This is a genomic window from Arboricoccus pini (genome assembly GCF_900187945.1).
Taxonomy (GTDB): domain Bacteria; phylum Pseudomonadota; class Alphaproteobacteria; order Geminicoccales; family Geminicoccaceae; genus Arboricoccus; species Arboricoccus pini.
Genome location: NZ_FYEH01000009.1, coordinates 52,354 through 69,744, shown reverse-complemented (window position 1 = coordinate 69,744; position 17,391 = coordinate 52,354). Strand labels below are relative to the sequence as shown.

15 protein-coding genes are annotated in these 17,391 nt (G+C 62.3%); 1 reads left to right on the top strand and 14 read right to left on the bottom strand.

From position 1 onward, the window contains the following. Positions 1–23 precede the first annotated feature (23 nt). From CFB17_RS13030 to CFB17_RS13000, 7 genes are all read right to left on the bottom strand, one after another. Positions 24–743 (bottom strand): HAD family hydrolase, encoded by a 720-nt coding sequence (locus CFB17_RS13030; protein ID WP_088561998.1) that lies wholly within the window; start codon positions 741–743, stop codon positions 24–26. 77 nt (positions 744–820) lie between these two features. Beyond that, positions 821–2,128, bottom strand: a complete 1,308-nt coding sequence (locus CFB17_RS13025; RefSeq protein WP_088561997.1) for an LLM class flavin-dependent oxidoreductase — start codon at positions 2,126–2,128, stop codon at positions 821–823. Positions 2,129–2,186: 58 nt separating this feature from the next. Then, the gene (locus CFB17_RS13020; RefSeq protein WP_088561996.1) at positions 2,187–2,894 is read right to left on the bottom strand and encodes an ABC transporter ATP-binding protein; all 708 of its coding nucleotides are present in this window, start codon (positions 2,892–2,894) and stop codon (positions 2,187–2,189) included. Between the two features lie 8 nt (positions 2,895–2,902). After that, the gene (locus CFB17_RS13015; RefSeq protein ID WP_088561995.1) at positions 2,903–3,724 is read right to left on the bottom strand and encodes an ABC transporter ATP-binding protein; all 822 of its coding nucleotides are present in this window, start codon (positions 3,722–3,724) and stop codon (positions 2,903–2,905) included. Positions 3,725–3,735: 11 nt separating this feature from the next. After that, positions 3,736–5,448, bottom strand: coding sequence for a branched-chain amino acid ABC transporter permease (locus tag CFB17_RS13010; protein ID WP_088561994.1), 1,713 nt, complete (start codon positions 5,446–5,448; stop codon positions 3,736–3,738). Further along, positions 5,445–6,533, bottom strand: coding sequence for a branched-chain amino acid ABC transporter permease (locus CFB17_RS13005; protein WP_088561993.1), 1,089 nt, complete (start codon positions 6,531–6,533; stop codon positions 5,445–5,447). The genes CFB17_RS13010 and CFB17_RS13005 overlap by 4 nt, the downstream gene beginning before the upstream one ends. A 70-nt stretch (positions 6,534–6,603) precedes the next feature. Beyond that, on the bottom strand, positions 6,604–7,797 hold the full coding sequence (locus CFB17_RS13000; RefSeq protein ID WP_165769604.1) for a branched-chain amino acid ABC transporter substrate-binding protein: 1,194 nt from the start codon (positions 7,795–7,797) through the stop codon (positions 6,604–6,606). Positions 7,798–8,151: 354 nt separating this feature from the next. Here CFB17_RS13000 and CFB17_RS12995 point away from each other — a divergent pair, with 354 nt between their 5' ends. Then, entirely contained in the window at positions 8,152–9,057 is a 906-nt protein-coding gene (locus tag CFB17_RS12995) for a 2-hydroxyacid dehydrogenase (protein ID WP_088561991.1), read from the top strand. A gap of 116 nt (positions 9,058–9,173) precedes the next feature. Here CFB17_RS12995 and CFB17_RS12990 read toward each other — a convergent pair whose 3' ends face one another. The 7 genes from CFB17_RS12990 to glnT all read right to left on the bottom strand — a co-directional run bounded on the left by CFB17_RS12990 (position 9,174) and on the right by glnT (position 17,322). Then, positions 9,174–10,652, bottom strand: a complete 1,479-nt coding sequence (locus CFB17_RS12990) for a mannitol dehydrogenase family protein (protein WP_088561990.1) — start codon at positions 10,650–10,652, stop codon at positions 9,174–9,176. Between the two features lie 102 nt (positions 10,653–10,754). Beyond that, entirely contained in the window at positions 10,755–11,525 is a 771-nt protein-coding gene (locus tag CFB17_RS12985) for an L-iditol 2-dehydrogenase (protein ID WP_088561989.1), read from the bottom strand. Positions 11,526–11,583: 58 nt separating this feature from the next. After that, positions 11,584–12,861, bottom strand: coding sequence for a D-tagatose-bisphosphate aldolase, class II, non-catalytic subunit (locus CFB17_RS12980; protein WP_088561988.1), 1,278 nt, complete (start codon positions 12,859–12,861; stop codon positions 11,584–11,586). Beyond that, on the bottom strand, positions 12,858–13,820 hold the full coding sequence (locus tag CFB17_RS12975; RefSeq protein ID WP_088561987.1) for a tagatose kinase: 963 nt from the start codon (positions 13,818–13,820) through the stop codon (positions 12,858–12,860). The genes CFB17_RS12980 and CFB17_RS12975 overlap by 4 nt, the downstream gene beginning before the upstream one ends. Continuing rightward, on the bottom strand, positions 13,817–14,638 hold the full coding sequence (locus CFB17_RS12970) for a DeoR family transcriptional regulator (protein WP_088561986.1): 822 nt from the start codon (positions 14,636–14,638) through the stop codon (positions 13,817–13,819). Before CFB17_RS12970 ends, CFB17_RS12975 begins: the two co-directional genes overlap by 4 nt. Positions 14,639–14,764: 126 nt before the next feature. Next, positions 14,765–16,012 carry a DUF2630 family protein gene (locus CFB17_RS12965; protein WP_207762073.1) on the bottom strand — a complete coding sequence of 416 codons (1,248 nt, stop codon included), beginning with the start codon at positions 16,010–16,012 and terminating at the stop codon, positions 14,765–14,767. 11 nt (positions 16,013–16,023) lie between these two features. Next, entirely contained in the window at positions 16,024–17,322 is a 1,299-nt protein-coding gene (gene glnT / locus CFB17_RS12960; protein ID WP_088561985.1) for a type III glutamate--ammonia ligase, read from the bottom strand. Positions 17,323–17,391: the final 69 nt, after the last annotated feature.

Below are 17,391 nucleotides of genomic sequence, written 5' to 3'. Positions count from 1 at the left end.
CCCCGCGAGCCCAGGGATCGAATTCAAAGGATGCTCTCGATCTCCATGACGCTCGAGAGTACGATATCGGCGCCGGCCTCCAGAACGGCAAGCGGCGTACCACCGGTTCTCACGCCCACCACCATGCCGCAGCCGGCGCGCCGCCCCATCTGAAGATCGGCATGCGTATCGCCCACCATGAGGGTCCGGGCGGGCGGAACCCCGACAACGCGGCAGAACGCCTCGACCATTCCGGGTTCCGGCTTGATACCGTGACCGCTGTCACAGCCGATAATAAGTTCGAGATGAGGTGCCAGATCGTGGCATGCCGCCAGATGGCGGGCCTTGGCCTCATCGTCCATCGTGGCAATGCCCAGCTTGAGGCCACGCTCGCGCAACCGGGAGAAAAGCGCCGCGACGTCGCCCACCGGAACCGGTGGATAGATCACCTCGTCGGCCAGATGTGCCAGGGTGCGGGCCGAGACATCGGGCACCGCCGCCAATTCCGGCATTGCCGCCCAACGCGCCGCGATCGCCTCGTTCGTATCCCAGAGCAGCGGGCTCTGGTCCGTGAAGGTATCGGTGGTGGGTTCGTAACCCTGTCGACGAAGAAGAAGGTCAGCCAGCGCCGATCCGCCGCCAGCAAGCCGCCCCAGTTCCAGGGCCACCGCCTTGTAGGCCGGCATCCAACTCTGACGGAAGTCGATCAGCGTGCCGTCCTTGTCAAACAGGATAGCCTCGATGACGGGACGGACGGAAGGCATGGGCGGGCTCACTCAAAGCAGCGACGAGATCCGCATAGAGTGATTCCGGCAATTACGGAATCACGCTCGGCAATATCTCAATCGTGGAGATGCTGACGCAAGGTCGAGCCCGCATAGGACTTCCGGAAGATGCCACGCTTCTGCAGGACCGGCACGACACTGCGCGAGAAGGTCTCGAACGTGCCCGGCAGTTCCGTAGGCGTGAGAACGAAACCGTCGACGGCGCCACTCTCGAAAAGGTCCTGCATCTGATCGGCCACGCTTTCGGGCGTGCCGACGAGTTGCGGACATAGCTCGCTCGTGGCGAATTGCTTGGCAGCGTCGGCCAGCGTCAGGCCCTTGGCCTTAGAGCCCTGAAGGATGACGTCGAAGGATCCTCTCGAACCTTCCTCGATCCGGATATCCTCGATCGGCCTGTCCTGTGGAAACTTGGTGAAATCGATGCCGGTATGCGAAGAGACCAGCGCAATCGCCAACGTCGGGTCGATGCGCTCGTTGATGAAGGCCTGCTTTTCCCTGGCAATACTCTCCGTCTCGCCGACGATCGGATCGGCCGAGGTCAGGATGGCACAATCACGCGGACTGCGACCATACTTCTCCATGCGGCCTTTGAAGTCGTTGTAGAAAGCGATCATGTCCTCCTTGGCGTGCTGGAGCGTGAAGATAAGTTCGCCCCAGCGTGCACCGAATTCGCGACCACGCTCCGACGAGCCGGCCTGCATGATCACCGGATACCCCTGCTCGCTGCGCGGTGTCGTCAAGGGTCCGCGCGTCTTGATCCACTTGCCTTCGTAATTGGCCCGATGAACCTTGCTAGTATCGACGAACTCACCTGAATCCTTGTCGATGATGAACGCATCGTCCTCCCAGCTATGCCAGAGCTTCATGCAGGCCTCGACGACCTCGTCGGCCCGGTCATAACGCTCGTCCCGTGGGGGAAGTTCGATGTCGAAATTGCGGGATTCCATGGCACCGGCCGAGGTGACCACGTTCCAGGCCATGCGCCCCTTGGAGAGGATATCGAGCGTGCCCAGGAGCCGGGCCAGCATGTAGGGGCGAACGAAAGTGGTCGAGAGCGTGAGTCCAAGCCCGATGCGGCTCGTGACCCGCGCCATCTGGGAGATCAAGGGGATCGGATCGAGCAGCCCGATCTGGCCGCCCTTGCCAAGAATGGCGTCGTAGCTGTCGTTCACATAGTCGTAGATGCCCTGCACGTCGGCGAAGAACAACGCATCGAAGAAGCCCTCCTCGAGCGTACGCGCCAAATGCTCGTAGAACTCGGGCTCGAGGAACTTGTTGGTGCTGAACGGATGCCGCCACATGCCATGATGGTGGGATGTCGGACCGCTAAACAGATAAGCGACGAGATGCATGTGCCGGCTCATGGCGTCGACAATTCCTTATCCGATGAATGGATGGCCACAAGAAAGACGAATGGGGGCTTCAGCCCAGATAAGCATGCCGGACGCGTTCATCATCGACCAGGGCATCCCCCTGCCCTTCGAGAACAATGTGACCGCTCTCCAGGACGTAGCCGTAATCGGCTACGGAGAGCGCCATTAACGCGTTCTGCTCGACCAAAAGTATGGTCACGCCTTGTGCATGGATGGTCTGGATCGTGTCGAAGACCTGCTCAACCATGATGGGCGAGAGGCCCATGGTTGGCTCGTCCATGAGGAGCGCCTTGGGCCTTGCCATGAGTGCCCGGGCCGTTGCCACCATCTGCTGCTCGCCGCCCGAGAGGGTGCCCGCAAGTTGGCGAAAGCGCTCCTTCAGACGCGGAAAAACCGTCATCATGCGCTCCTTGTCGGCCATGATCTCGGCCTTGTCGTTGCGCGTGAAGGCGCCAAGCTCGAGATTCTCGCTCACCGTCAGCCGACCAAAGATGCGCCGCCCCTCCGGCACCTGGACCAGGCCGGTGCCCGCGATCTTATGCGCCTCCATCGCGTCGATCCGCTGGCCATCGAAGTTGACGCTGCCCCTCGAGGGTCGAAGCAGGCCGCTGATGGTGCGAAGAAGTGTCGTCTTGCCAGCGCCGTTGGCACCCACGAGGGTCACGAGCTGGCCCTTCTCGACGCTCAAGGAGACACCTTTGAGCGCCGCGATCTGCCCATAGCCCACGTGCAGATCATCGACTTCGAGATAAGGCATGGCGGCTCTCAGGCGTTCAGGGTGGCACGGGCCGCATCACGCGCCTTCTTCGGCACGAGCTTGCCGCTGCCGAGATAGGCCTCGATGACCGCAGGATTGCCCTGCACCTCCTTGGGCAGTCCCTCGGCGATCTTCTGGCCGTGATCGAGCACTGTCACCTTGTCGGAGAGCGCCATGACGATGCGCATCTGATGTTCGATCAGAAGGATGGTCACGCCGACTTCGTCCCGCACCTTCCGGATGAAGTCCATCATGTCGGAGATCTCGTGCGGGTTCATGCCGGCGGTCGGCTCGTCCAGCAATAGGAGCTTGGGCTGCGCGGCAAGTGCCCGGGCGATCTCGAGGCGACGCTGATCGCCGTAGGGCAGATTGCGGGCGATGATATCGCCACGGCCCTTGAGGTCGACGAATTCCAGCAGACGCAGCGCCTCGTCATGCGCCCGCTTTTCGTCTGCCCGCGTCGCTGGCGTGTTGAAGATCGAGCCCCACCAGGTCGAGCGCAGATGAAGATGCATGCCTACCAGGATGTTCTCGATCGCGGTGACATTGGCAAAGAGGCGAATGTTCTGATAGGTCCGGCTCATGCCGATCTCGGCCACCTGATGCGGCTTGACCCCGTCGATCCTGGCACCTCTGAACCAGATTTCGCCCGACGTTGGCTTGATGTTCTGGCTGATGACATTGAAGGCGGTGGTCTTGCCCGCCCCGTTGGGGCCGATCAGGCTGTGGATGCTGTTTTCGATGATCTCGAGATCGAGATCACTCAACGCCTTCAACCCGCCGAAATTGCAGCAGACCTTGTTGGTGAGAAGAATGGTATCGTGCGCCATCGAGCTTCTCCTTAGGCCGCGCGCGCGGTGGGTACCGCCGGCTCGGACGTCTCGCCCATGGCGGCATGAAGTTCACGCTTGCGGACCTTCGATGGCATGAGCCCTTCCGGCCTGAATTGCATCATGAAGATCAATGCCACGCCGTAGAAGAGGTAGCGATACTCGCCGAACTCGCGCAGCAACTCGGGAAGACCAATCAGGACCAAAGAACCGATCGCCACGCCCGGCAGGCTGCCCATGCCGCCCACGATGATGAGCGCCAGAACGTTGATCGAGACGACTAGCTGGAAGCTGCTTGGATAGACGGAGGCCAGCATGACCGCGAAAATCGAGCCGGCGAGGCCGGCGAAAGCGGCACCCAGACCATAGGCCAGCAGCTTGCATTCGATCCGATCAATGCCGAGAGCGGCTGCCACGTCCTCGTCATCGCGCAGCGCCATCCAGGCACGGCCAAGGCGCGAGCCTTCCAGACGCCAAGCGATCAGGCCGGCGACGAGGGACGCTACCAGAGTCAGATAATAAAGCTGGATCGGTGTGGTCAGGCCATAGCCGAAGATCGCCGGCTTTGGCACCTGCGTGATGCCGAGAGGACCGCCCAGCAGGGGCTTTGCTGCATCGGAGACGACGAGCACACGGACGATCTCGCCGAGGCCCATGGTAGCCACTGCAAGATAATCGCCGCGCACGCCGAGCACGGGAATACCAAAGAGCACGCCAACGACGACCGACGCCAAGACCGCGATCGGCATTGCCACCCAGAAATTGAGATGCAGGATCGCCATCGGGTGATTGGCGGTCAGGAGAGCCGTGACATAGGCGCCGACAGCGAAGAAGCCGACGAAGCCCAGGTCAAGCAGGCCCGCCAGCCCCACCTCCAGATTGAGCCCCATGCCCATGAGAATATAGAGGCCGACCAGGAGGAGCACCTGACCGATATAATTGCCACCCATTAGCGGCAGCAGAACGAGCACGAGGAAGATCATTCCCATCTTGGTGAGCGACTGACCGCTGTCGGCATTGGCCTTCGCGGCAGCAGCACGCGCCCGGCGCCGGCTGATTTGCACGCCAATCAAGGCTAGGATGAAGGCAACGACGAAGACGATGGCCGCTCCCTGCGCCGTCAGCCCCTCCCATTCGTAGATCAGGTCCTGCACCGGGGTTAGCGGTCCGTCCTGCAGCATGATCTGAATAAGTTCCTGGAAGAGGCCGGCGGTGACGGTCACCAGGGCGGCGATGACGAGCGGCCGGCGTACGGTCAGGGGCGTAAAGCGCAGGATCGCTCCGATAGCACCGCAGACAGCGCCGATCCCCAGCATGACCAGCAGACCCGAAAGCGGTGCTAGACCCAGTGCCAGGCTGTCGGCGAGCTTGCCGTTGAGCTGGGTGAAGACGCTCTGTAGGCTGAAGGGACCAATGACGAGTCCAAGGACGGACACCGTCAGACCGGCAATAGCGCCGCTCAGGATACCCGAGGCCAGGGCCGTCATCAGGCCGGCACCACGTCTGGCACTGATCATGCCGGCCACGAGATACACGAGGCCGAGAACGCCATAGCCCAGCGTCAGCAGGCCGACGATGATCCAGCGCTCATTGAACATCGCGAGGATGCCCACAGCGGCCAGGTAGACGCCAACGCCGCCCAGCAACAGACCCATCCGCAGCGTGCGGGCGACGTCGACGCTGGCGACCGATACGGATGGGGCCTTGAGAATGGCAATGCTCATGCGCGCTTCTTTCCAAGGCGCTCACCCAGGATCCCGTTCGGACGGAAAATGAGCACCATGATGAGCAGGGTGAACGCGATCACGTCGCGCAACTGGTAGGGGCCGGGAATGCCCAGGCCGTCCAGAAACAGGGCGGGGCCGACCGATTCGACGAGTCCCAGGAAGAAACCGCCGAGCACGGCGCCGGGGATGCTGCCAATGCCGCCCAGGACAGCAGCACCGAACGCTTTGATGCCGGGCGTGAAGCCCATGTAGAAATAGACCTGCTTGTAGACAAAGCAGTAAAAGACGCCGGCGATGCCGGCCATGGCACCGCCCAACATGAAGGTGAAGACCACGACCTTGTCGACGTCGATACCCATGAGGGCGGCGGCATCGCCATCCTCGGCCACGGCGCGCATCGCCTTGCCCATCTTGGTGTATTGCACGATCAGGTAGAGGCCGATCATGAAGAGGACGGCAAGACCGATCACCAATAATTCGACCGCCTGTACTTCGATGCCCAGAAACGAGATCGTGGCACGCTGCCAGGAAGGATCGGGATAGGCGCGGATGGAAGAGCCGAACATGCCCCGGAAGGTCTGCTGCAGGAAGAAGGAGACGCCGATGGCGCAGATCAGCGGCGCCAGCCCCACGACCCGCCTGAACGGACGATAGGCAAAGCGCTCGGCCAGCAGGGCTACCGCGGTCGAGACGATCATCGACGTTATGAGAATGCAAAGGAGGGCCGGCACCGGATGGCTCTCGAGGAAGCCGGAGCGGTAGAACGCGTTGGCGACAAAGAAGGCGGAAAAGGCGCCGCTCATCATGAAATCGCCGTGGGCGAAGTTGATGAGACGCAAAACGCCATAGACCATCGTGTAGCCCAGGGCGATCTGGGCGTAGATGCTGCCCAGCGTCAGGCCGAAGACGACGAAGTCGACCCATTGAGTCCAGCCGTAGCGGCCATTGATCAACGTACCGATCGTGCCGGCAATCACGACCCCGAGCACGCCGATCCTGAGCGCCCAAAGCAGAACATCGACGATGCTGATCCGCGACAAGCGCGCGATCTTGAGCCGGTCTTCAGGTATCTGGACTGCCATCCGCTACGCGCTCCGCATGTCTGAAAAACCGGGCGCGACCGTGGTCGGTAGCGCCCGAGGAGGAAATCGCTTAGGGCCAGATCTTTTTAGGATTGGTACCGATCGAGAACGTCGCGGGATCGGCCGAGACATATTGGTAGATCGCCGACTTGAGCTGGGCGCACTGACCATACTGATTGCACTTCACGGTGCCGCCCATGCCCTCGAAGCTGATGGTGAAGAGGGCGTCATGGAGCGCCTTCTTGCCGATATAGAGCGCACCGTCGTCACCCTGCTTGGCCACTTGCTCGATGGCCTTGACCGCGAGCACGGCCGCATCATAGGCGTTGGCGTGATAGCCGCTGATCGGTGCCTCGCCGAACATCTTCTTGTACTTCTCAAGGAACCCCGGATAGCCCTTGCCCATGGCATCGGGCGAGACATCCGGATAGGCGAGCTTGAAGCCGACGATCGCCTGACCGGTGGCCTCGATCAAGGCGCCGGCCGCCTGAGCGCCTTCGCCGATGACCTCGACATTCTCAAGGCCGGGAGTTTCTTTGACCTGGCGCAAGAGTTGTGCCGTCGCGGCCACGAAAAGCGGCGCGTAGATTTTGTCGGGCTTGAGGGTCGCGATGTGTGTCAGCAGCGGCTTCAGATCGACGTCGGTAGGCTGAATGGCCTCAGCGGAAAGAACCTTACCTCCTTCCTTGATGAAGCTCTCACCGGTAACGCGGGCAAGTTCAGAGCTGTAGGGACTGCCATCGTTGATCGTCACGATCGTCTTGGCGCCGGCCTCCTTATAGAGCCATTTGCCGTCATTGGCGCCGGATTGGGCGTCGCTGTAGATGGTTCGCAGGAAGCCCGCCAGTTCGGGCTTGCGATCGGCGGCCGTAAGCGAGGGTGCCGTCGAGGCGGTGCCGATACTGCTGATTCCGGCATTCCAGAGAATAGGCGCGCCGGCCGTGGCGGCACTGGAGCAGGCCGGGCCCAGAACGATCACCGTGTTCGGGTTTGCGGCCAGCTTGGTGGCGGCCGTCTGTCCGCCCTCGGGCGTGCATTGGTCGTCCTCGACGTTCAGCTTGACCGGGTGGCCCAGAACCTTGTCGCCCAAGTCCGCGATGGCGATCTTGGCGCCACGCACCGAATCCTCGCCCAGAGCCGTGTCAGGCCCGGAAATCACCCAATAGGCGCCGATCTGCACTGGCGCGCCTTTGGGAATTCGGATGACTCCCATCGGATCTTCCACCGGCGAGGCGGCATGCGCGAAGGGTTGTGCCAGCGTCATGCAGAAGACGCCCGCTACAATGCCAGCGGCGGTAGAGTAACCCCAGCTTCTCAGTTTTTTCGGTCGCATCCCTAAGTCCTTGGTAAATCGATATCGGGAGAATACCAGTCGAATACGACGAATATACAGATTCTGGTCAGGGTTACCTAAAGTCCCACCTAGTCCAGCCCTGCCTTTTCGTTTCTCTATACTTTATATTCCTGCTCTGTTACATGGAAAAACACAGCAGTCGAGATGACTTCCGAGAGTTCTCTCGGTCTTCACGATCAGAGCAAAAAGCTTGCCACTTAATCCAGCGCCTCGCCGGGCACCCGGGGCGGTAGCACTATTCATCAACTAAAGGAGTAGGATCTCATGAAAGGCTTGTTTCTGGATGCGAGCGATGGTCTCGCCGACATCTACCGTTCGGTCGGCCGGGACGGCGATCCAGAAGTCGTCCTACGCGAGATCAGCGATGTGCCCGCCGGGGAAATCACGAAGATCTGCCGGGGCTATGACTACATCATCGACGATCACACCTTCCTACCAACCTCGGCATTGGTTGCCGCCGAGACGATCAAGAACGTCGTCTTCCTAGGGACGGGTGCCCGCAGCTACATGCATGTCGATGAGTTGGAAGCAGCCGGCATCAAGGTCCACACCATCAAGGGCTATGGCGACACGGCCGTGGCCGAACATGCTTTCGCGCTGATGTGGGCAGGCGCGCGCGGCATCGCCGCCATGGACCGCGGCATGCGCAAAGGCGGCTGGCTCAGCGTCGAGGGACCTCAGCTCACGGGCAAGACCGTGGGTCTCCTAGGCGTCGGTGGCGTCGGCACTGAGATGGCGCGCCTCTGCGCTGGCGTCGGCATGAAGGTCATTGCCTGGAACCGGACCAAGCGTGATGTGCCGAACGTGACCTTCGTCGAACTTGAAACCCTCGTAGCCGAGAGCGACGTCCTATCCGTCCATCTACTGCTGACGGACGAAACCCGACACTTCGTCGACGCCGCCATGCTGGCCAAGCTCAAGCCAGGCTGCCTGCTGGTGAACACGGCGCGCGGTGCGGTGATCGACGAAGCGGCGATGGTCGAGGCGCTCAAAAGCGGACATCTTTTCCACGCCGCCCTCGATGTCTATGAGACCGAGCCATTGCCAGCGGGCCATCCCCTGGCCAGCCTCGAGAACGCCACGCTGTCGCCGCATGCGGCCTTCCGCACGCCCGAAGCGACGCAGGCCTTGGTGCGCGGCGCTATCGACATCGCGAAATCGCTAGGCTGAACTCCCTGGGCGCCGCATCAGCGCGAAAACGGCAGGATGCGGCGCATTTAGGCAACTCTTGTCGTCTACGAGACCAGGATCAGACCAGATGGTTCGAGGCGCAGCGCTGATGGAAACTAGGCTGGTTGAAGTAATTCGCGAAGACAGCGATCGGCGGCGCCCTCTTGCAAACGCTGGCGATAGAGCCTGAATGCGGCCTCTAGGACCGGCGTCACGTACAGCCCCTTGAATGGATCGATACGTAGGGCCTGGCAGGGATCGCTCGCGGCAATGAGGTCCCGGTCTCCCGCCGTTAAATGCGGCTCGTCGGCCCGGAAAGGTCGACCTTTTTCGTCCTGGCCGCCCAGATAAGTGACGTAGGCCGCGAGGAGGAACGCCAGCCGGCGGCAATCACCGTCCTGCTTGAGAATGGCCGCCAGCGTATCACCCAGAAAGACCGGGATCTTGGCGGCACCATCGGAGGTTATGCGTTCCAGCTGATCGGCGATCGCCGGATTGGCGAACCGGTCGAGCACGCTGTCGCGGTAGGCTTCGAGCGACATGCCGGGCGGCGCCTCGAGCAGCGGAATGACGTCGTGGTCGAGGAAGCAGCGCAGATAGTTAAGAATGCGGGGATCGGCCATGGCCTCATGCACGAGCCGATGGCCAAGGAGAAGTCCCGGGTAGGACAGCATGCTGTGGGTGGCGTTCAGCATCCGAAGCTTGACCTGCTCGTAAGCCGCAACGTCGCTCGTAAAGATCACGCCTGCTTTTTCGAGCGCGGGCCGACCGGTCGGGAACCGGTCCTCGATGACCCATTGGATGAAGTCCTCGGCAAAGATCGGCACAGCGTCGTCGATACCCGTCTGCGCATTCAGCCGCTCGCGGTCCGCGGCTGTCACGGCGGGTGTGATCCGGTCGACCATGCTGTTGGGAAAGCTTGCTTCCGCGCCGATCCATGCCGCCAGTGTCGGGTCAATAGCGCCAGCGAAGGCCAGGATGCCTTTGCGGAGGACATCGCCATTATGGCGAAGATTGTCGCAAGAAAGGACGGTGAAGGCCGGGGTGCCCGCCCGCCTACGGCGCCGGAGAGCCTCGGTGATCAGGCCAAAGACCGTCCGCGGCGTCTCGGGATGGGCGAGATCATGGACGATGGCGGGCGCATCAAGGCGAAAATCGCCCGTCCGCTCATCGATATTGTAGCCACCCTCCGTGATCGTCAGCGAAACGATCCGGATTTCCGCCTCGGTCAGCCTGTCCAGCACGGCGCCTGGATCGTCCGGTGCCACGAGATAGCCAACAATGGAGCCGATGACCGCCGTCGAAGGCGCGCCTCGGGGCGGAAAAAGGGTAAGCGTATAGAGGCCGTCCTGGCGACGCAGCCCGTCGGCCTTGACGCGCTCGGCCGGCGTTTCCTGGACGCCGATGCCGAGGATACCCCAGCCCTCCTGGCCCGGCAGGGCCAGGCAGCGGTCGATGAAGACCGCCTGATGCGCGCGGTGGAAATTACCCACGCTTAAATGCGCGATACCGGCCCTGATATTGTCTCGATCATAGGTCGGCACTGCCGTAAGGTCGCCTAAACCGGAGAGCGTCGTTTGGTTGAGCGGGCGCAAATCGTGTCATCCTGGAGCCAGCGAAACTGCGACCTTATGCGCCGGCTTTGACTCAAAGACCAGATTCCGGCCGTCATTTGGCAGACAGCCGGATCAAGCGGTTCAGTTCATCCAGTTACCACCGTCGACATTATAGGTCTGGGCGGTGACATAATCGCTGTCAGAGGAGGCCAGGAAGAGCGCCATGCCGGTCATGTCCTCTGGCACCCCCATCCTGCCGATCGGCACGGCCTTGCCGACCATGGCCTTCTTCTCGCCGATCGCACGTCCCTCAAACTTGGCGAAATGCGCGTCCACCTCGTCCCATTGGGGCGTGTCCACGACGCCTGGCGCGATGGCGTTTACGTTGATCCCGTGCGGCGCCAGATAAAGCGCGATGCTCTGGGTCAGACTGATCACGGCCGCCTTCGAGGCACAGTAGACGGCCACCAACGCCTCGCCGCGCCGGCCCGCCTGCGAAGCAAGGTTGATGATCTTGCCACCACCCTTGCGGGCCATCATGTGCTTGGCCACCGCCTGGGCCGTGAAGAGCACGCCCTCGACATTGACGGCAAAGACGCGAGCATATTGCTCGTGCGTGATCTCCTCGAGCGGTGCCGCGGTAAAGATGCCGGCATTGTTGACCAGGATGTCGATCCGGCCGAACTTCTCGATCGTCGCCGCGACGAGACCGTCGATCGAGGCCTGCTTGGTGACATCGGCACCGACGCCGATGGCCGAACCGCCGATCGCGGCCGCCACCTCCCTGGCCAGATCCTCGCGGATGTCGGCCACCACCACCTTCGCACCCTCCTTGGCATAGCGCTCGCAGATCGCACGGCCAATGCCAACCGCCCCGCCCGTAACGATGGCGACCTTACCTTCCAGTCTCATATCCTTGTCCTGTCCTTAGGGCGCGACGGCGCGCCGACGAAACTCGATCTGTGGCAGCTCAACCCCGTGTCGCCGCCGCGTAGTCCTCAAGCACCGCGTCGACCGCGGCCCGCACGAGGCTCGCGGCCGTGGGCGCCACCTCACCCGTGACGACCGGCCGATAAAGTCGGCCCAGATACTGGCTGATCAGCACCTCCGGCAGCCGTTGCTCACCCAGTTGCGCCAACAGTCTTCCCACGGCCTTTCCGGCTGCCTCGCTCGTCCAGTAATACCGGATACGATCGCTGTAGCTGTAATGTCTAAGCCAACGCTGTGTCGCGGCGTCGCCTTGATAATAATCCCGCCAATAGCCTGGATCAGCGGTCATGATGTGCTCCATCGCGGCGGCTAGCGTGTGTTCACGCCAACTCGAATCGAGCGCCAGGGCGATGGCATCGAGCCCGTAGAGCGCTTCGCGCAACGCGAAGGTAAGCCCTGGCCCGACCTTCAGAATAGGAAATCCGTCCTCAACCAGCTCTCGCAGCCGATCAGCTGTCTGATAATCCGTCGAATGGGCCTCGAAGACGAGACCTGGCGCCTCGTCCAGATAGGCAGAAAGTGCCCGTGCCTTGTCGGGCGCGTACTGCACGACGCTATCATGGCCGAACTCGACGCCTGGCTGAACGACAAGCCCGATCACGCGCTCAAGGGCCGCCTCGACGCCAGCATCCTTGAACGCCTGTCGATGCAACTCGACGGTGCGGGCCGCATTGGCCGGATCTGTGACGACCATGTGGTCGAGCGATTCGAGCGCGCCGCCGGGAGTCGGCACCTCAGTACCGATGATGTAATAGGGTAAGGCTTGGCCGCTCTTTTTAGCATGCGCCTCGGCCACGACCGCCAAGCTGGCTGCCCGCCTGGCGATCTCCTCGTCCGCCAGGGCTACCGGGTCATCGGCACAGCCCATGCTGGCATCGAGATGGATCTTGCCATACCCGGCATCGACATAGGCAGCGACCATCGTCCGGGCGCGCTCCAGCGCCGCCCGCGCCGGCAGCTTCCGCCAGGGATTGGGCCCCAGATGATCGCCACCCAGGAGGTAGTCATCCGGCGTCGCGCCGACCTTCGCTGCGATGCCGGCGACGAAATCGCGGAAATCTGCCGGCGTCATGCCGGTATAGCCGCCTTCCTGGTTGACCTGGTTACAGGTGGCCTCGATGAGGGCCGGCCGCTTTTCGCGTACGGCCCGGGCCAGGGCCGTGGTGATTACGGTCGGGTGGGCGGAGCACACCGAGGTGATGCCACGTCGAAGTCCCGCTTGCCGATCTGCGGCCAGGCTTGCCAGAGGATTGCTCATGCGGATGCTCCTGCCTGACGGCGTTCAGAAATAAAGGCGTCGAGTTCGGCAAAGGTCGAGGCGCCTTCCATCGGGCCACGCACGGTCACCGTGCGAGCACCGCTGGCATTGGCGTAGAGAAGCGATTCCTCGATGCTCCTGCCGAGACGGCGGCAGGTAACAAAGGTGGCACCAAAGCAGTCCCCTGCCCCAGTTGGATCGATCTCCTTCGTCAGCAAAGGGGGTGCCCGAAGAGTGGTCGTGCCGTCATGGTAGCTTGAGCCTTCGGCACCACGCTTGACGACGATACTCTGGACGCCCTGCTTGAGGATCTCATCGATCGCCGAGGCCTCATCCTTTGCTTCGGTCAGCAGCATCAATTCGGGCCCGCTAGGCAGGAAGATGTCGCAATAACCTAGCATGAACTCCAAGGCCGCCCGCATCTCCGGGATGTTCAGCATCTCCTTCCTGACATTGGGATCGAAGGAGATTGTGCCGCCCTTGGCTTTCACGATCTCGATGGCCTTTTTCATGGCGTCGATCATGCGAAAGGAGAACAGCGAGGACCCCATCACGTGAAAATGGCCACAATCCTCGAGAAGGCGTTCCGCCGCCGCATCGACGGCGATCTTGCTGCAGGCGCTGTGCTTGATGTTGAAGACGAAATCGCGCTCGCCATTGTCGCGATAGCGCACGAAGGCGCTGCCCGTCGGGTACTCCTCGCTGATGGCGATGGCCCCGACATCGACCCCGTCCTGCTTGAGTCGCTCAATGTTGAGCCAGCCGAAATCATCGTCGCCAACAGCGCTGATCATGCCACAAGGGTGCCCTAGCTTGGCGACCTGATCGATGAAGATGGCCGGCGCGCCGCTTGCGAACGGACCAACCAGCGGGCCAGCGGAGCGAAAGCTCTGGCCGACGTCCTGGGCCATGATCTCAACCAAGATCTCCCCAAGCGTGACGATCTTCCCTGCATTCATCTTCCCGGTTCCAAACCTTCGCGTTGAGGGTGCCGCCGCACCAGAACAGAACCGCCACTCCACTCTTCGGCCCTAAAGCCGTGCGACGCGGCGACATCGAGCAGAGCCGGCTGCGCCGAGGGCGGCAGGAGGAGGTCGTCAAATGAATCAAGATCCAGCACCTGATCGCGGCCAGCATCGACCGGCGCCGTGGCGGCGAGAAGGCCGATCCGACGTCCTGCCCGGCTACAAGCGACGAGCGCGAGATCGCGCGTCTCGGGCGACTTGAACAACACCCCTGCAGGACTCAGACCCGCAACTTCCAATACAGCCATATCAAGAATCTGGCCGGTCAGATGCGCCTCGGCCTGGGGGCCGCCAAGCGTGACGCCGTCATCGAGGATGGCTCCACCCACGACGTGAATCGCCCCCTCCAGGCATTGGCGCGCCAGCATTACGGCGTCGATACGTGCCAGGAGCACGGCAAGTCCAGTTTGCTGGCGGAGAAAGGGCAAAAGCTGCAGCGGCAGATCGCCGGGCCCGAGGAAGACTTGCTGTGCTGACAGGATCAGGCTGGCGCAGTCCGCGAGGAGGGGTTCGCTCTCCTGGCGGCTGAGGCCCGTCTGCCGGGCCGGAAAGTCGCTCGGCGCCTGGGCCTTGCCGAAACCACGCCTTACCAGGCCCTGGTCGTCCAAATAGGCCAGATCGCTGCGGATCGTTACGGCAGACACGCCGAACATCAGGCTCAGATCCTCAACCCGCATGGCGTCGTGCCGACGAATGAGATCAACGATCTTCAATCGCCGCTGCAGCGTCGCGCTCCGGGTGCCGTTCAGCAAAACGAAAGATCCGAAAGTTCATCTGACCGAAACGCAAGATAACTCCGCCAGCCAGCCATGAAAAGCGGGCCAAGTGCATATTTATGCAGCAGAATGCGCCCGGTCAGCCGACAAAGAGCCGTGCCGCTATCCCTGGTAGCCTTCTACAGTCCTGGAAGATCGAACCGTCGCCTCGTCAGGGTTCTGGCCGGCATCGCGCTTGGCTCGCCGCTGGCGCAGCAGGTCCCAGCATTGATCCAGCATGACCTGGATGTCCTTGAGGCGCGCATTGTCGGCATCTGTAGCTTCACGGGCTGCCTGTTTGGCGAAGAGCTCGTGCTCCTCCCGAGTCAGGTTCTCGATGTTCCTGAATACTCTCTCGTCCGGCATGTCGCTCTCCGTGTTCCTTAAAGACGGACAACCCGGCGCGGCAGGCAGCGTTCCGCCGCCTCGCCTCGACACGCTGGGGCTTTCCCTGAAACGTTTCTTATAGGCGCGGCTGAAGTGGCTGGCGCTTTGAAAGCCACAAGCGATGGCCACGGCCAGGATAGGCATCGACGTCTGCCGCAACAGGCGCCGCGCGCGATCGAGCTTCAGGCCCTGTCGATGCGTGCTGAAAGTTGCGCCCAGCTGAGCGCGAAAGAGTCGTCCCAGCTGGCGCACCGAAATTCCAGCCGCGGCCGCCACATCGGGCATCGAAAGAATGGACTCCGCGTCCTGTTCCATAACCTCCAGGGCGGCTGCGAGATGGGCATTGCGAGCGCCCCAGCGCTCCTCCGGCCGCATGCCCTGGCGGTCCGAGCCGCCGCGCACCTCGCTTTGCAGGAACCAGGCATGGACCGCCGCTGCCAGATCCTCGCCATGGTCGCGGGCGATCACCGCGTGCATCATGTCTAGGGCGGCGGTGCCGCCGGCGCAGGTGAGGCGATCACGATCGATCTCGAAAAGCGTCCGGGCAATGTCGAGATGCGGGAATTCCTCGCGGAAGGCCCCCAGATGCTCCCAGTGAATGGTGCAGCGACGACCGTTGAGGAGACCCGCCCGCGCCAGCAGGTAGGAGCCGCCCGAGACGCCTGCCATCAAGGCGCCGGCCCGGCCCTGACGCCGCAGCCAGACGAGGCTTTGCCGATCCTTGAATCTCGCGGGGTTGCCGCCGGCGCAGACGACCACCATGTGGGCGGCTCCGGTATCGCCCACGGTGGCGTCGGCCTGGAACGGGAATCCGACCGATGGCTCGGCCATGTCGCCCCGCGGGACGACCGCGAACCAGCGATAGAGCTCCTTGCCGCTTAAATGATTGGCGGCCCGCAAGGGCTCGATCGCCGAGGCGAACGACATGAGCGCGAAGCCGGGCACGAGCAGAAACGCGACCTTGCGGGGCGGTCGCTCGGCCAACGGGGCCAGCCTCAGCAATCCAGCGTGGTTTCCCGCTCCCATTCGGTCAGATGGCGACTATAGGCGTTCCACTCCTCGTGCTTGAGCTTCGCATAGCCGTTGACGAAGGCGTCGCCCAGCATGGCGCGCATCGCCTCGGAAGCCTCCAACGCGCGAAGAGCGTCCAGCAGATTCAAGGGCAGCTTCTTCGCGTCCTTGAGGAGATGCCCCTCGGTATACATGTTGATCGTCGAGATCGGCCCGGGGTCGCGGGCAGATGCCATGCCCTCGAGACCGGCCGCGGCGATCGCCGCCTGCAGGAGATAAGGGTTGGCAGCCCCGTCCGGCAGGCGAAATTCGAATCGACCCGGGCCCGGAATACGAATCATGTGCGTACGATTATTACCGGCATAGGTCACGGAACTGGGTGACCATGTCGCTCCGGAGGTCGTGCGCGGCGCGTTGATGCGCTTATAGGAATTGACGGCCGGGTTGGTAAGCGCGCAGACGGCGTCGGCGTGGGCCATCAGGCCGCCGATGAAATGATAGCCCTTCTGCGCCAGACCCAGTTCAGCGATTGGCTCCTCAAGTTCGTTGATCTGGCCGCGCCATACCGAGACATGGGCATGGCAGCCATTGCCCGTGAGGTCGGCAAATGGCTTGGGCATGAACGTGGCCCGCAGCCCGTGCTTCTCGGCGATCGACTTCACCATATACTTGAAGAAGACATGGCGATCGGCCGTGACGAGGGCATCGTCGAAGGCCCAGTTCATCTCGAACTGGCCGTTCGCATCCTCATGGTCGTTTTGATAAGGCTTCCAACCCAACGCCAGCATGGCATCGCAGATTTCCGTGATCACGTCGTAGCGGCGCATCAACGAAAGTTGGTCGTAGCAAGGCTTGACGTGCCGGTCGTTCGGATCGCTGACCGCGCGGCCGCTGGGATCGATCAGGAAGAACTCGCACTCGACACCGCTCTTGATGGCAAGGCCATCCGCTGCCGCCCTCGCCAGAACCCGCTTCAGGACGGTGCGCGGCGCGTGCGCCACGGGCTCGTCGTTCATCCAGCAATCGGCCGCGAGCCAGCCCACCTCCGGCTTCCAGGGCAACTGGATCAGGCTTGCGGGATCGGGCCTGGCGAACATGTCGGGATCGGCCGGCGTCATGTCGAGCCAAGTGGCAAAACCCGCAAAGCCAGCCCCCTCGTCAACCATGGCTTCGATCGCTGCGGCAGGGACAAGCTTGGAGCGTAGTTGCCCGAACAGATCGACGAATGAAATCAGGAAATATTTGATGCCGCGCTCGGCAGCCTCTCTTGCAAGATTGACCATGGTGGCTGGCTTTCGGTGCTGGAGGGGACGGTATTGCTTGATTATGGTCTGGCCCGTCGCCGACTCTCT